This window comes from Streptomyces sp. Y2F8-2 (assembly GCF_014905555.1).
In the GTDB taxonomy this organism is placed as follows: domain Bacteria; phylum Actinomycetota; class Actinomycetes; order Streptomycetales; family Streptomycetaceae; genus Streptomyces; species Streptomyces cynarae.
Map to the genome: position 1 here is coordinate 19,409 of NZ_BNGS01000011.1, position 15,096 is coordinate 34,504.

The window sequence follows — 15,096 nt, forward strand, 5'->3', positions numbered from 1 at the left end:
CCCGTCTCCCCGTTCTTCCGGTTCTCGCCGATCTCGCCGTTCCGCTCACGCCAGGCTGTCCCGCCAGGCCCGGTGCAGATCCGCGAACCGTCCCGTCCCCGCGATCAGTTCCGCCGGGCTGCCGTCCTCGACGATGCGGCCGCCCTCCATCACGAGCACCCGGTCGGCGATCTCCACCGTCGACAGCCGGTGCGCGATCACCACGGCCGTACGGCCCCGCAGCACCGTCTCCATCGCCCGCTGCACGGCCCGTTCGCCGGGGACGTCCAGGGAGCTGGTCGCCTCGTCGAGGATCAGCACCGCGGGGTCGGCGAGCAACGCCCGGGCGAACGCGACGAGTTGCCGCTGCCCGGCCGAGATCCGGCCGCCGCGTTTGCGGACGTCGGTGTCGTAGCCCTCCGGCAGCGCGGCGATGAAGTCGTGCGCGCCGATCGCCTTCGCCGCCCGCTCCATCTCCTCGCGGGTCGCGTCCGGGCGGCCGATCGCGATGTTCTCGGCGACCGTCCCGGAGAACAGGAACGCCTCCTGGGTCACCATGACCACTCCGCGCCTGAGGTCGGGCAGCGCGAGGTCGCGCAGGTCCACGCCGTCCAGCAGGACGCGGCCGTCGGTGGGGTCGTAGAAACGGGCCAGCAGCTTGGCGAGCGTCGACTTGCCCGCGCCGGTCGCGCCGACCACCGCCACCGTCTGCCCGGCCGGCAGGGTGAGCGAGAAGCGCGGCAGCACCTCGCCGCCCGTGCGGTACGCGAAGCGGACCTCCTCGAAGACCACCTCGCGGCCCGGCTGGTCGCCCTTCAGCGGCGGGAGCCCGCTCGGGTGGGCCGGCTCCGGCACGGACGGCGTCTGCGCCAGCAGCCCCGCGATCTTCTCCAGCGAGGCCGCGGCCGACTGGTAGGAGTTCAGGAACATGCCGAGCCGGTCGATGGGGTCGTACAGCCGCCGCAGATACAGCACCGCCGCCGCCAGGACACCCAGCGCGAGGGAGCCCTCCGCCACCCGGTACGCGCCCCACAGCACGATTCCGGCCACCGTCGAGTTGGCGATCAGCCGGGAGCCGGTGACATAGCGGGCCATCTCCAGCAGGGCGTCGCCGTTGGTCCGCTCGTGCCGCCGGTTCAGGACGCCGAAGTCGGCGTCGTTGGCCTCCTCCCGGCGGAACGCGCGCACCGGGCGGATGCCGTTCATGGTCTCCGCGAACTTCACGATCACCGCGGCGATCGCGGTCGACCGCCTGCGGAAGACGCGTCCCGCCCGGCGCCGGTAGAGCCGGACCAGCCCGTACAGCGGCACCAGGGAGGCCACCGCGACCGCGCCGAGGCCCAGGTCGAGCCAGAGCAGCATCGCCGAGATGTAGACGAACGACAGGATGACCGTGACCAGTTCCTGAAGGCCCTCGCTGAGCAGTTCGCGCAGCGACTCGACGTCCGTCGTGGACCGCGAGATCAGCCGGCCCGAGGTGTAGCGCTCGTGGAAGTCGATGCTCAGCGCCTGCGCGTGGCGGAAGATGCGGCCGCGCAGATCGAGCAGCACATCCTGGTTGACGCGGGCGGAGGCGATCGTGAACGCGTACTGCAGGACGCCGGAGGCAGCGGCGGACAGCAGGTAGCCGACCGCCACCGCGATCAGCGGGCCGTGGTCGCCGTGGCGCAACGCCGGTACGGCGCGGTCGATGGCGTACGCCACCAGCAGCGGGCCCACCTGCACCGCCGCCTGCTGGAGCAGCAGCAGGACACAGGTCAGGGCCGTTCGGGCCTTGAGCGGGGCGAGCAGCGAGCGCAGCAGCGCGGCGGTGGCTCCCGGGGGTGTGGGGAGGGCGTCGCGGTCGAAGGGGTCGTCGGAGGCGGCGGGGTCCGGGGCGGGTCCCTCCCGGTCCTGTTCCTCGTCGTTCGGCGCGGTCGTCGTGGGCGCCGTCATAGGACCTCCTCGCTGTCCTGGGAGGGTGCGGGGTCTCCGGACATCAGATGGGCGTACTCGGCGTTGCCGCGCAGCAGTTCCTGGTGGGTGCCGACGGCGGCGATACGGCCGCCGGAGAGCAGGGCGACGCGGTCGGCGAGCAGGACGGTGGACGGGCGGTGCGCGACGACCAGGGCCGTCGTGCCGTCGAGCACGCGGCGCAGGGCGGCCTCGACCGCGGCCTCGGTGTGCACGTCGAGGGCGGAGAGGGGGTCGTCCAGGACGAGGAAGCGGGGGCTGCCGACGACGGCGCGGGCGAGCGCGAGGCGCTGCCGCTGCCCTCCGGAGAGGCTGAGGCCCTGCTCACCGACCTGGGTGCGGGTGCCCTGGGGGAGGGCGTGGGCGAAGTCGGCCTGGGCGACGGCGAGGGCGCGCTCCAGTTCCTTCTCGCCGGCGGTGTCGGGGGCGCCCATGAGGACGTTGGCGGCGACGGTGGCGGAGAAGAGGGTGGGTTCCTCGAACGCGACGGCCACCTTGGAGCGGAGCTCTTCCCGGGACATGGCGGTGATGTCGACTCCGTCGAGGGTGATGCGTCCGGAGGTCACCTCGTGCAGGCGGGGGATGAGCGCGGTGAGGGTGGTCTTGCCACTGCCGGTGGCGCCCACCAGGGCCATGGTCTCGCCGGGACGGATGTGGAGGTCGATGCCGTCGAGGATCGGCTTGGAGCCGGTCGGTGCGTCGGGGTAGCGGAAGGAAACGTTGTCGAACCGTAGGCCGTCGGATTGCTCGGTGCTGGTGCCGGCCGGGGGTCGGTTCCGCAGCTCGGCGGTCCGAGACGCTGCCGCGCCCACCGTCCTCCCCTCTCGACTTCGCTCGAGCGGGGGGACCCCCATCCCCCCAACGGCAGGACTGCCCGCAGCCAGGTCGGCCTCCGGCTCCTCGTCCATCACCTCGAAGTACCGCTCCGTTGCCGTCGCCGCCTCCTGGCTCATCGCCAGCAGGAAGCCGATGGACTCCACCGGCCACCGCAGCGCGAGAGCCGTGGAGAGAAAGGCCACCAGCGTTCCCGCCGACAGCCCGCCGTCCGCGACCTGCACCGCCCCGACGACCAGCGCCGCCCCGAGGGCCACCTCCGGCAGCGTCACGATGACCGCCCAGATCGCCGCCAGCAGCCGCGCCTTCGCCAGCTCCGTCCCGCGCAGCGTCCGCGACAGCTCCCGGAACGCCCGGGCCTGGCTGCGGTGCCGCCCGAACCCCTTGATGATGCGGATGCCGAGCACGCTCTCCTCGACCACGGTCGTCAGGTCGCCCACCTGGTCCTGCGCCCGCCGCGCCACGAGCGCGTACCGCCGCTCGAACACCCAGCACATCACGACGACCGGGATGCCGGGCCCCAGCACGACCAGTCCGAGGGTCCAGTCCTGGAGCAGCATGATGACCACACCCACCAGGATCGTCACGCCGTTCACCAGCAGGAACGTGAGCGGGAACGCCAGGAACTGACGCAGCAGCATCAGATCCGTCGTGCCCCGGGACAGCAACTGCCCGGACGCCCACCGGTCGTGGAAGGCGACCGGCAGCCGCTGCAGATGCCGGTACAGGTCCGCCCGCATCTCCGCCTCGACGCGCGACAGCGGCCGAGCCACCAGCCACCGCCGCACCCCGAACAGCCCGGCTTCGGCGATCCCGAGCAGCAGCAGGTACAGCGCGCCGAGCCACACCCCCGCCGGGTCCCGGTCGGTGACGGGGCCGTCCACCATCCACTTCAGGACGAGCGGGATGACGAGCCCCACACAGGAGGCGACGATCGCCACGAACGCCGCCGTGAACAGCCGCAGCCGCACCGGGCGCACATACGGCCACAGGCGCAGCAGGGTGCGGACGGCGGAACGGTCGCTGGTGGTTGCACGTGTCGTCGGCATCAGTGCGAGCCTACGGATCGGCACTGACACTGCCCACCGAGTTTCGGCCCGGCCGAGGTCCACCGCTGGTCCTACGACCTGGGTGTTCGAGGGGCCGTACGATCTGGCGGTCACGCGGTCGTATCACCCGGTCAGCCGATCGGTTGATCCCTTCGAGCGGGACGGCCGATGTGCCGGACCCGGTCCGCCCGGGACCCTCGATGCATGACCAGCATGACCAGCATGACCCGGACGACCGGGCAACCCGTTGTCGAAGTCGACGCTCTGCGCAAGTCCTACGGCGGCCGGGCCGTCGTCGACGGCGTCTCCTTCGCCGTCGAGGAGGGCGAGATCTTCGGGATCCTCGGCCCGAACGGCGCCGGCAAGACCACCACCGTCGAGTGCGTCGAGGGCCTGAGGGTCCCGGACGCGGGCCGCGTCCGGGTCACCGGCCTGGACCCCGTCGCCGACCACGAGCAGGTCTCCCGCGTGCTCGGTGCCCAGCTCCAGCAGAGCGAGTTGCAGCCCAAACTGACGGTGCGCGAGGCACTGGAGCTGTACGCGACGTTCTACCCGCACCCCGCCGACTGGCGTCGCCTCCCGTCTGGTCTCCGCCGTCCGCTCCCCGGCCCCCGGCAGCGAGCCCCTCTCCGCCCGCGAACGGCAGGTCCTCGCCCTGGTCGCGAAGGGCACCTCCAACCGTGAGATCGCCCGCGAACTGTTCATCAGCGAGGCCACCGTGAAGACCCACCTCAGCCACCTGTACGCCAAACTCGGCGTCAACGACCGCGCTGCGGCGGTGGCGGTGGCCTACGACCGGGGGATCCTGGGCTGACGGCGGCAGAGCCCGGGACGGGCCCTCAGCCGGCGACCTTCAGCAGCAGCACCGCCCGGGCCGGCACCGTCACCGTCGCGCCCGCCCGGTACTCCGTCCCCGGGGCCTCCGCCTGTTCCTCGCGGGAGGTGTCCACGACCAGTTCGTAGCGCTCGGCCCACGGCGGCCCCGGCAGCACGAAGCTCACGGGGCGGTCCCCGGCGTGCAGCACCGCGAGAAAGCTGTCGTCCACCACGGGTGCGCCTCGGGCGTCCCGGCCCGGTATGTCCCGGCCGGACAGATACATGCCGAGGGTCGCGGCGGGCGCGTACCAGTCGCGTTCCGTCATCTCCGCCCCGTGGGGCGTGAACCACGCCAGGTCCCTCAAGCCGTCCGCCGCCTGCGGTCGGCCGGAGAAGAACGCCCGGCGACGCAGCACCGGATGGCGGTGACGCAGCGCTATCAGACGGGACGTCAGGTCGAGCAGCGTCCGCCAGCCGGGGTCGGCCTCCAGGGTCCAGTCCACCCAGCCGATCTCGTTGTCCTGGCAGTAGGCGTTGTTGTTGCCGCGCTGGGTGCGGCCCATCTCGTCGCCCGCGACCAGCATCGGCACGCCCGTCGAGAGCAGGAGGGTCGTCAGGAGGTTCCGCAGCTGCCGGCGCCGCAGCGCCCGTATCCGCTCGTCGTCGGTGTCGCCCTCCGCGCCGCAGTTCCAGGAGCGGTTGTCGTCGGAGCCGTCCCGGTTGCCCTCGCCGTTGGCCTCGTTGTGCTTGCGTTCGTACGACACCAGGTCGCGCAGGGTGAAACCGTCGTGCGCGGTCACGAAGTTGACCGACGCGTACGGGCGGCGGCCGCCCCACGCGTACAGGTCGCTCGACCCCGACAGGCGGTAGCCGAGGTCCCGCACGTCCGGCAGCGCCCCCCGCCAGAAGTCCCGTACGGCGCCCCGGTAGCGGTCGTTCCACTCCGTCCACAGCGGGGGGAACGCCCCGACCTGGTAGCCGCCCGAGCCCACGTCCCACGGTTCCGCGATCAGTTTCACCCGGCGCAGCACCGGGTCCTGGGCGATGACCGCGAGGAACGGGGAGAGCATGTCGACGTCGTGCATGGACCGCGCGAGCGCCGCCGCCAGGTCGAAGCGGAAGCCGTCCACGCCCATCTCCGTCACCCAGTAGCGCAGCGAGTCGGTGATCAGGCGCAGCACCTGCGGCTGCACCACGTGCAGGGTGTTGCCGCAGCCGGTGTAGTCCGCGTAGCGGCGCGGGTCGGACTGCAACCGGTAGTAGCCGCGGTTGTCGATGCCCTTCAGCGACAGCGTCGGACCCAGCTCGCCCGCCTCCGCGGTGTGGTTGTACACAACGTCGAGGATCACCTCGATCCCGGCCGCGTGCAGCGCCTTCACCATGCGCTTGAACTCGCCCACCTGCTGGCCGGCCGTGCCGGTGGAGGCGTAGGCGGCGTGCGGGGCGAAGTAGCCGATCGAGTTGTAGCCCCAGTAGTTCCTCAGGCCACGGCGCAACAGGTGGTCCTCGTGCGCGAACTGGTGCACGGGCAGCAGCTCCACGGCTGTCACGCCCAGCTTCACCAGGTGCTCGATCGCCGCCGGGTGCGCGAGGCCGGCGTAGGTCCCGCGCAGCTCCTCGGGGATGTCCGGGTGCAGGCGCGTGAAGCCGCGCACGTGCAGCTCGTAGATCACCGAGTCCGCCCACGGCGTCTTCGGGCGGTGGTCGTCCGCCCAGTCGTCGTCATCGTGCACCACGACGCCCTTGGGGACGTGCGGCGCGGAGTCCCGGTCGTCGCGCACGGTGTCGGCGACGTGCTGGTCGGGCCAGTCCCGCACGTGCCCGTACACCTCGGGCGGCAGGGAGAACTCCCCGTCGACCGCGCGCGCGTACGGGTCGAGGAGCAGCTTCGCCGGGTTCCAGCGGGCACCGGTCCACGGGTCCCAGCGGCCGTGCACCCGGTAGCCGTACCGCTGCCCCGGCATCACGCCCGGGACGAAACCGTGCCATATCTCGTGCGTCAGTTCGGTCAGCCGGACCCGGGTCTCCCGGCTCTGCGGACCCGGGCCGTCGAACAGGCACAGCTCGACCGCCTCCGCGCCCCCCGCCCACAGCGCGAAGTTGGTGCCCGCGACCCCGTCCGGGCCGGCCCGGAAGCGCGCCCCGAGCGGGGTCGGCGCACCCGGCCACACGGGCACCGTGGGCACCGGGCGCCGCCTGCCGTTCAGCACGGCGGCAGAGCGCGCGGACCGTCCCTCGCCCGCCTGCTCCTCCTGCACTGCCTCCTGCTCGGCTGCGCTGGACACGTACACGCCTCCCGCGGCTCGCGGAACGACGGGAAAACGGGTGCACGGCGTCCCGGCCGCGTACCTGATCCCGTCGTCCTCCCCCCTGTTCTGCCCAGTGCGCGGCTCGCACTCACGTTTCCCGGGAGCGGCCGGGTCGTTGAGATCGTCGTGACGCACGTACACACGCGCGTGCGGCGCGCGGGCGCCGCACTGGTCGCGGCACTGACCTGGGCGGCCCTCCTGGCCGGCTGCACCGGCCATGGACTCGACGGCGTCTTCGGAAAGAACCCGGCGCCCGCGGACCTCATCCGGATCTCCCCCGACGACGGAAGCAGGGCCGTGCCCGCCGACCGGCGGCTGCGGGTGCGGGTGGCGAGCGGCCGCCTGGAGTCGGTGACCGTCGTCAGGTCCCTCGGCGCCCGGCAGTCCGTGGTCCCCGGCCGTCTCTCGGCGGACGGCACCGTCTGGGAGCCGGACGACCCCCGCCTCGCCCTCGCCGCCCGGTACACGGTCGACGCGGTGGCCCGCGACAGCGGCGGCCGCCGCTCGGCCCGTCACGCGACGTTCACGACCTACGTCCCGGAGCAGCGGTTCATCGGGTACGTCACCCCGGAGGACCGCTCCACCGTCGGCACCGGAATGATCGTGTCCGTTCAGTTCGACCGGCAGATCGAGAACCGCGCCGCCGTCGAGCGCGCGATCCGTGTGACCGCCAGGCCCGCCGTCGAGATCCGCCCGCACTGGTTCGGCAGGGACCGCCTCGACTTCCGGCCCGAGGACTACTGGAAGCCGGGCACCCGCGTGACCGTCACCCTGCGGCTGCGCGACGTGGAGGGCGCGCCCGGGGTCTACGGACAGCAGTACCGGACCGTCGCCTTCACCATCGGGCGCAGCCAGGTCTCCCTCGTGGACGCGGCCCGGCACACGATGCGGGTCCGCCGCGACGGCCGGCTGCTCGCCACCGTGCCGATCACCGCGGGCGCCCCGAAGACCACCACGTACAACGGGAAGATGGTGGTGATGGAGATGCTCCCGGTCACCCGCATGAACAGCCGCACGGTCGGCTTCGGCGGCGAGTACGACATCACGGACGTCCCGCACGCCATGCGCCTGACCGAGTCCGGCACCTTCGTCCACGGCAACTACTGGGCCCCGGAGGCCCCGGGGCACAGCAACGTCAGCCACGGCTGCGTGGGCCTGAAGGACGTCAAGGGCGGCGGCTCCGACACCCCGGCGGGCTGGTTCTTCGACCACAGCCTCGTCGGCGACGTCATCGAGGTCGTGCACAGCGACGACAAGCAGGTCGCTCCCGACAACGGGCTGGGCGGGTGGAACATGAGCTGGAGCGACTGGACAGCGGGCGGGGCCGTCGACCCATCCTGAACGGACCGGTGTCGGCGGGAGTATTCGGCGTTTCGAGCATCGAAACGGACTTTCGCCCACGCCTTCGGCCACCGCCGCGCAACCTCAGGCCGGTGACAAGCATCAAGTGCTATGGAACGAAGATGTGGCCCGCGATCACCTGAAAGGGCGACAGGCCGGTTCAGGGGCACGTCAGGGGGCGCATCCGGCAGTCGACGGTGCCCCTTCGCGCGGTCCCGAGTTGGGACTGAACAGTGACAGCGGCGGGGAGTCATCGGGCCGTGGCGTGTGATTGATTTGCGCAATGCGCGTGCGGGACGCGCTGCGCAGTGGGGGGCCTGAGGTGATCAGGCCGTGCGAGGGGAGAGGGAACGTGAACGGGCGACCCATATCGGGCGCGTCGACCGGTGCGCGGGGACGTGGCGGCAAGAGGTTCTCGGCGCTGATACTCGGTGCCCTCCTGCTCACCGTCACCGCATGCGGTGGGGGAGGGGGAGGCGGTGACGCCAAGGGCAAGGACTCCGGCAAGGCCGCGGCCAAGCAGTCGCAGGCCGTCGTCACCATAGCCCCGAAGGACGGCGCCAAGGGCGTGGACACCGGCGGCGCCCTCAAGGTGACCGCGGCCAAGGGCACACTCACCCAGGTCAGGGTCGAGGACCCCAAGGGCCGCGAGATCGCCGGGACCATCACCGGCGGGGGTGCCTCCTGGACCCCGTCGACCCACCTCGCCGCGGCCACCACGTACAAGGTCCACGCGGTCGCCAAGGACGCGTCGGGCCTCGCCGCCACCGCGGACTCCTCGTTCACCACGCTCACTCCGAAGAAGACCTTCGTCGGCGTCTACACGCCCGACAACGGCTCCACCGTCGGCGTCGGCATGCCGTTCTCGATCCGGTTCAGCCGGGGCATCACCCACCCGGCCGACGTCGAGAAGGCCATCACCATCAAGACCGAGCCCGCCGTCGAGGTCCGCGGCCACTGGTTCGGCAACGACCGCCTCGACTTCCGGCCCAAGGACTACTGGAAGCCCGGCACCAAGGTCACCGTGAACCTGAACCTGGACGGAGTCGAGGGCCGCCCCGGCGTCTACGGCGAGCAGGTCAGGACGGTGAGCTTCACCATCGGCCGCAGCCAGGTCTCCACCGTGGACGCCAAGGCGCACACGATGGTCGTCAAGCAGGACGGCAAGGTCGTCAAGACCCTCGCGGTCACCACGGGCAAGCCCGGCTACGACACCTGGAACGGCCAGATGGTCATCAGCGAGCGCCAGGTGGTGACGCGGATGAACGGCGAAACGGTCGGCTACGGGGGCGAGTACGACATCAAGGACGTGCCGCACGCCCAGCGCCTGACCGACTCCGGCACCTTCATCCACGGCAACTACTGGGGCGGCGACGCCTTCGGCAACTACAACGCCAGCCACGGCTGCGTCGGCCTGCGCGATGTGAAGGGCGGCTACGACAGCTCGGTGGCGGCCGCCTGGTTCTACAACCACTCGATGCTCGGTGACGTCGTCATCGTGAAGAACTCCCACGACGCCACGGTCGCGCCCGACAACGGGCTCAACGGCTGGAACATGCCCTGGGACCAGTGGATCAAGTAACGGCCGATCCGCAGTGACCGGGCCCGGTGTGCCGCTGTGAGCGAGCACACCGGGCCCGCTGTCGTTAGTCACCGTTAACCTCGTCCCATGACTGTGCATCTCGAAGTAGCCGAGGGCGTGGGCACCCTCCGTCTGGACCGCCCGCCGATGAACGCGCTGGACGTCGCCACCCAGGACCGGCTCAAGGAGCTCGCCGAGGAGGTCACGCGCCGCGACGACGTGCGCGCCGTGGTCCTCTACGGCGGGGAGAAGGTGTTCGCGGCGGGTGCGGACATCAAGGAGATGCAGGGCATGGACCACACCGCGATGGTCCTGCGCTCCCGCGCCCTGCAGGACTCCTTCACCGCCGTCGCCCGCATCCCCAAGCCCGTCGTCGCCGCCGTCACCGGCTACGCCCTGGGCGGCGGCTGCGAGCTGGCGCTGTGCGCGGACTACCGCATCGCCGGCGAGAACGCCAAGCTCGGGCAGCCGGAGATCCTGCTCGGCCTCATCCCGGGCGCGGGCGGCACGCAGCGGTTGGCCCGGCTGATCGGCCCGTCCAAGGCCAAGGACCTGATCTTCACGGGGCGCCAGGTGAAGGCGGACGAGGCGCTGACGCTGGGCCTGGTCGACCGGGTCGTCCCGGCCGAGCAGGTGTACGCCGAGGCGCACGCCTGGGCCGCGAAGCTCGCCCAGGGCCCGGCGATCGCGCTGCGCGCGGCCAAGGAGTCGATCGACACGGGTCTCGAGACGGACATCGAGACCGGTCTCGCGGTCGAACGCAACTGGTTCGCGGGCCTGTTCGCGACGGAGGACCGCGAGCGCGGGATGCGCAGCTTCGTGGAGGAGGGGCCGGGCAAGGCGAAGTTCGTTTGAGGACCCGCCTGGAAGGCGTAACGTGAGGGTTGTTCAGCAAGTCCCGCTGATGTACCCGCAGTTGACGCCACGTCCGTTTCCGTGTCCCCCGATGGGGCGGATTATGGAAGCCTTAAGGCAACCTTAAGACTGTCGCGCCGACCTCACCCGGCGATTGCCCCCAACTGGCTCGTTCTCGCAGGCCAGTTGGGGTGCGACGGCCTTCGGATTGCGACTGGCATATGCCGGGCGAATGGTGAGGAATGTGTGCTTCCGGGGGGCGTATTCCGTCGTAACGACCCCGAGCCCCCCTCCGGACGGCCATGATGGGTCCATGGCGGGGCTGGAGGGTATGGAGCCGCCGCGGCGGCACGGGGGTGCCACCGCGGCACGCTGGTCGCCTGCGATCGAGGACGAACAGGCGCTCAAGGCACTGGAGTTGTACGGCAACCCCGCCGAGGCCGATGTGCCGCTGCCGTCCCGGCCCGAATCCGCCGCCATCGCGCGCAGGCTCGCCCAGGTCGTGATCCTGCGACAGTGGGGGCTCGGCCCGCGCATGACCGAGGACGCCGTCCTGCTCGTCTCCGAACTCGTCGGGAATGCCGTACGCCACACCGGCGCACGTGTCTTCGGATTACGGATGCGCCGACGCCGCGGCTGGATCCGCGTCGAGGTCCGCGACCCCTCCCGCGGACTGCCGTGCCTGATGCCCGTTCAGGAACTGGACCTCAGCGGCCGTGGCCTGTTCCTCGTCGACAAACTCGCCGACCGCTGGGGCGTCGACCTGCTGCCGCGCGGCAAGACCACCTGGTTCGAGATGCGGGTCGCCGACCGGTGACCGCGACCCGCCCCTTCCAGGAAAAGGTCAAATCGTCGATTTCGACATCAACCCGTCCTTAAATGGGGAGAGTGACCACCCCCGTCCCTCCCTCCTCGCCCGACCCGGAGACCGACCGCGGGACCGACCGCGAGACGGACACCGCGCGCACGGCGCCCGGCCGCCGCGCGGCACTGCGCGCGGGCGCGGGGCTCGCCGCCGCCGGTGCCCTCGCCGCCGCCTGTTCCCCGGGCGACACCGTCGTCCACCGGGCCCTCCCGTCCCGCGCCACCGGAACCCCGCGCTCTGCCACCGGATCGCGCGCCCCGGTCGCGGCACCCGTCCCACGCTCCTTCCCGGGTCTGCCCGCCCAGATCACGAGCGGTCCACGCAACCGCCCCCTGGTCGCGCTCACCTTCCACGGCCAGGGCGACCCCTCCTACGCCAAGGCCATCCTCGATGCGGCCGAGAAGGCGGGCGCCAAGGTCACCGTCCTCGCGGTGGGCACCTGGCTCGACGCGCACCCCGAGGTCGCCGGCCGCATCCTCGAGGGCGGTCACGACCTCGGCAACCACACCCTGCGTCACCTCGACATCAACACCATGTCCGAGCCGCAGGCGTTCGCCGAGATCAAGGGATGCGCCGAGCGGCTGCGGCACCTCACCGGAGGCATCGGCGCCTGGTTCCGCCCGTCCCGGGCGCAGCGCGCCACGCCGCTCGTCGAACGCCTGGCCCGCCGCGCCGGCTATCCGCACATCCTGTCGTACGACGTCGACTCGCTCGACTACACCTCGCCGGGCGCCGCCGCAGTCACCCGCAAGGTCACCGACGACATCCGCAACGGATCGGTGGTGAGCCTGCACTTCGGGTACCCGGACACGGTCGCCGCCGTCCCCGACATCCTGCACGCCCTCAAAGACCGCGGCCTCGCCGCGGTGACCACCACGGAGCTGCTGAGCTGATGCATCCCTCGACCGTCACGCGCGTACTGATCGCCGGCGCCGCCCTCGCCGTGCTGGCCGGCTGCAGCAGCGGATCGTCCCACAAGAAGGACGAGGACACCGCCTCCAAGGCCCCCGTCCGGCGCGCCCAGCCGCAGGTCCACGGGCTGCCGGGCATGCCGCCCGTCCTCGATCCCAAGGACGTCTACGCCGCCGACCGCCCGGGGCGGCTCTCCCCGGTGGTCAAGGGTTTCCGGTCCCGGGTCTACGTACCCAACACCAACTCCAACACCGTCTCCGTCATCGACCCGCAGACCTACGAGGTCATCGAGACGATCCGGGTCGGCCGCCAGCCCCAGCACGTGGTGCCCTCCTGGGACCTGAAGACGCTGTGGGTCAACAACGACCTCGGCAACTCCCTCACCCCGATCGACCCGAGGACCGGCGAGGCGGGCAAGCCGGTCGCCGTCCACGACCCCTACAACCTGTACTTCACACCGGACGGCAAGTACGCGGTGGTGATGGCCTCCAAGGACCGCCAGTTGGTCTTCCGTGACGCGCACACCATGAAGGTGAAGAAGGCCGTGCCGGTGAGCTGTTACGGCGTCAACCACGCCGACTTCTCGCTGGACGGACGCTACTTCGTCGTCTCCTGCGAGTTCAGCGGTGAACTGCTCAAGGTCGACACCGAGAAGATGAAGGTGATCGGCCAGCAGAGGCTGCCGCACCGCGGTGCCATGCCGCAGGACGTCAAGGTCTCCCCGGACGGCAGGAAGTTCTACATCGCCGACATGGTCGCCGACGGCATGTGGATCCTGGACGGCGACACCTTCGCCGAGCCGTCCTTCCTGCCCACCGGCAAGGGTGCGCACGGACTGTACGTCAGCCGCGACTCCCGCGAGATGTACATCTCCAACCGGGGCGAGGGCACCGTCTCCGTCTTCGACTTCAAGGAGAACCGGCTGACCAAGAAGTGGCGCCTGCCGGGCGGCGGCAGCCCCGACATGGGCGGTGTCTCGGCGGACGGCAAGGTGCTGTGGCTGTCCGGCCGCTACAACTCCGAGGTGTACGCCATCGACACGGAGACCGGCCGGGAGCTGGCCCGGATCAGGGTGGGCAGCGGTCCCCACGGCCTCGCCGTCTACCCCCAGCCGGGCCGCTACTCGCTCGGTCACACGGGCGTCTTCCGCTGACGCCGCCCTGAGGGGTCCTTGCACGGTGCCCGCCCGGGTCGGGGGGCTCACAGTGCAAGGCCCCTCAAGCGCGAGGAGCAGCGCCTCCGCGCCGACCGGCAGGTACCCCGCCGCCTGGAACGCCCGCACGCTGCGGGCGTTCCAGGCGTGATCACCGTGCCGCCGCGTCCAGGACGGCCCGCAGACTCTCCGCCACCGCCACCGCACGCTCCTTGAGTCTCCACCCACTGGAAGGCCCAGACTCGCAGACGTGATCGACGACGGCACCGGCCTTTTCACCATCGGCGACCTGGCCCGCGCCACCGGACTGACCGTGCGCACCATCCGCTACTGGTCGGACGAGGGGGTCCTGCCCCCGGTGGCCCGTTCCGCGGGCGGCTACCGGCTGTACGACGCCGCGTCCGTGGCGCGCCTGGAGCTGATCCGGTCCCTGCGCGAGCTGGGCCTCGGCCTGGCAGACGTGCGCGGAGTGCTGGCGGGCGAGCGGACGGTCGCGGAGGTGGCGGCCGCGCACGTGGCGGCCCTGGACGCGCAGATCCGGGCTCTGAAGGTGACCAGGGCGGTGCTGTCGACGGTGGCACGACGGGGCTCGAGTGCGGAGGAGATGACTCTCATGAACAAACTGGCGCGGCTGTCGGCGGCCGAGCGGCAGAGGATCGTGGAGGAGTTCGTGGACGAGATGCTCCACGGGCTGGACGCCGTGGACCCGGAGATCCGGGAGCGGATGCGGCGCACGGCGGCCGACCTGCCCGATGACCCGACGCCCGAGCAGGTCGACGCCTGGGTGGAGCTGGCCGAGATGATGCAGGACCCGGAGTTCCGGGCGCAGATGCGGAGGGCGGCCGAGTTCAACGCCGCCGACCGGGGGCCCGACGTCCCCGCCGGGGCGTCCCTGTGGTTCGCCAAACGACTCGTCGAACTGGCGGGCGGGGCTCGGGAGCGGGGCATCACTCCCGAGGCGCCCGAGGCCGACGCCGTGCTGCGGGACCTGCTCGGAGACACCGACCGGGCCGCTGTGCTGGAACGCATGGAGGCGGCCTTCGACGAGCGGGTCGCGCGCTACCGCGAACTGCTGTCCCTCGTCAACGACCAGCCCCGGCCGCCGCACCAGGAGGAGTTCGCCTGGGTGGTCGCCGCACTGAGGGCTCGCGCGGACCGTTAGTCTGACCTGCGTCAGTACGACGACACGAAGAACGAACGCGACACAAAAGGGGCGGACCGGTGGCGGACATCGAGGAAGCACGCAAGCACTTCGCGCGGATCGACGCGGACGGTGACGGTTTCATCACCGCCGCCGAGTTCAAGACCGCCCTGGCTCAGGAGGGCGACTGGAACGTCACCGAGGCCGTGGCCGAGGCCATCATCAAGTCCCGCGACCTCGACGGCGACAAGGTCCTGTCCTTCGACGAGTTCTGGGCCCACCTGAGCAAGTGACGCGATACGGGCGG

The 15,096-nt window shown here is 71.4% G+C and carries 11 protein-coding genes and 3 pseudogenes; 10 read left to right on the forward strand and 4 right to left on the reverse strand.

Features of this window, described 5'->3' with window-relative positions; translation table 11 throughout:
• Positions 1–45: 45 nt before the first annotated feature.
• Together SY2F82_RS30930 and SY2F82_RS30935 are read right to left on the reverse strand one after the other, a co-directional pair.
• Entirely contained in the window at positions 46–1,914 is a 1,869-nt protein-coding gene (locus tag SY2F82_RS30930; protein WP_200422481.1) for an ABC transporter ATP-binding protein, read from the reverse strand.
• Complete coding sequence (locus tag SY2F82_RS30935) at positions 1,911–3,815, reverse strand: ABC transporter ATP-binding protein (RefSeq protein ID WP_200422482.1); 1,905 nt, start codon at positions 3,813–3,815, stop codon at positions 1,911–1,913. The genes SY2F82_RS30930 and SY2F82_RS30935 overlap by 4 nt, the downstream gene beginning before the upstream one ends.
• A gap of 222 nt (positions 3,816–4,037) precedes the next feature.
• Between SY2F82_RS30935 and SY2F82_RS30940 the strand changes: the two are divergent.
• Both SY2F82_RS30940 and SY2F82_RS30945 read left to right on the forward strand, forming a co-directional pair.
• Positions 4,038–4,406 (forward strand): annotated as a pseudogene (locus SY2F82_RS30940) (ATP-binding cassette domain-containing protein); the annotation flags it as partial.
• A pseudogene (locus SY2F82_RS30945) lies at positions 4,387–4,629 on the forward strand (response regulator transcription factor); the annotation flags it as partial. The pseudogenes SY2F82_RS30940 and SY2F82_RS30945, both read left to right, overlap by 20 nt.
• A gap of 25 nt (positions 4,630–4,654) precedes the next feature.
• On the opposite strand, the gene glgX reads toward SY2F82_RS30945, so the two are convergent.
• Complete coding sequence (gene glgX / locus SY2F82_RS30950; RefSeq protein WP_200422483.1) at positions 4,655–6,916, reverse strand: glycogen debranching protein GlgX; 2,262 nt, start codon at positions 6,914–6,916, stop codon at positions 4,655–4,657.
• 150 nt (positions 6,917–7,066) lie between these two features.
• On the opposite strand from glgX, the gene SY2F82_RS30955 reads away from it, so the two are divergent.
• The 6 genes from SY2F82_RS30955 (at position 7,067) to SY2F82_RS30980 (ending at position 13,648) form a co-directional block, all read left to right on the forward strand.
• Positions 7,067–8,281, forward strand: coding sequence for an Ig-like domain-containing protein (locus tag SY2F82_RS30955; protein ID WP_200422484.1), 1,215 nt, complete (start codon positions 7,067–7,069; stop codon positions 8,279–8,281).
• A gap of 352 nt (positions 8,282–8,633) precedes the next feature.
• A complete protein-coding gene (locus tag SY2F82_RS30960; protein WP_236041896.1) occupies positions 8,634–9,863 on the forward strand; it encodes an Ig-like domain-containing protein in 1,230 nt (409 codons plus the stop codon).
• An 87-nt stretch (positions 9,864–9,950) separates the two neighbouring features.
• Positions 9,951–10,718: an enoyl-CoA hydratase/isomerase family protein gene (locus SY2F82_RS30965; RefSeq protein WP_200422486.1), complete on the forward strand. Its 768-nt coding sequence runs from the start codon at positions 9,951–9,953 to the stop codon at positions 10,716–10,718.
• A 313-nt stretch (positions 10,719–11,031) separates the two neighbouring features.
• On the forward strand, positions 11,032–11,535 hold the full coding sequence (locus SY2F82_RS30970; protein WP_200422487.1) for an ATP-binding protein: 504 nt from the start codon (positions 11,032–11,034) through the stop codon (positions 11,533–11,535).
• Positions 11,536–11,597: 62 nt separating this feature from the next.
• Positions 11,598–12,476 (forward strand): polysaccharide deacetylase family protein, encoded by an 879-nt coding sequence (locus SY2F82_RS30975; RefSeq protein WP_200422488.1) that lies wholly within the window; start codon positions 11,598–11,600, stop codon positions 12,474–12,476.
• Entirely contained in the window at positions 12,476–13,648 is a 1,173-nt protein-coding gene (locus SY2F82_RS30980; protein WP_200422489.1) for a YncE family protein, read from the forward strand. The genes SY2F82_RS30975 and SY2F82_RS30980 overlap by 1 nt, the downstream gene beginning before the upstream one ends.
• A 69-nt stretch (positions 13,649–13,717) precedes the next feature.
• Here SY2F82_RS30980 and SY2F82_RS39235 read toward each other — a convergent pair.
• Positions 13,718–13,789: pseudogene (locus SY2F82_RS39235) on the reverse strand (GNAT family N-acetyltransferase); the annotation flags it as partial.
• A gap of 109 nt (positions 13,790–13,898) precedes the next feature.
• Between SY2F82_RS39235 and SY2F82_RS30985 the strand changes: the two are divergent.
• Positions 13,899–14,810 carry a MerR family transcriptional regulator gene (locus SY2F82_RS30985; RefSeq protein ID WP_200422490.1) on the forward strand — a complete coding sequence of 304 codons (912 nt, stop codon included), beginning with the start codon at positions 13,899–13,901 and terminating at the stop codon, positions 14,808–14,810.
• 59 nt (positions 14,811–14,869) lie between these two features.
• A complete protein-coding gene (locus SY2F82_RS30990; protein WP_200422491.1) occupies positions 14,870–15,082 on the forward strand; it encodes an EF-hand domain-containing protein in 213 nt (70 codons plus the stop codon).
• Positions 15,083–15,096 lie beyond the last annotated feature (14 nt).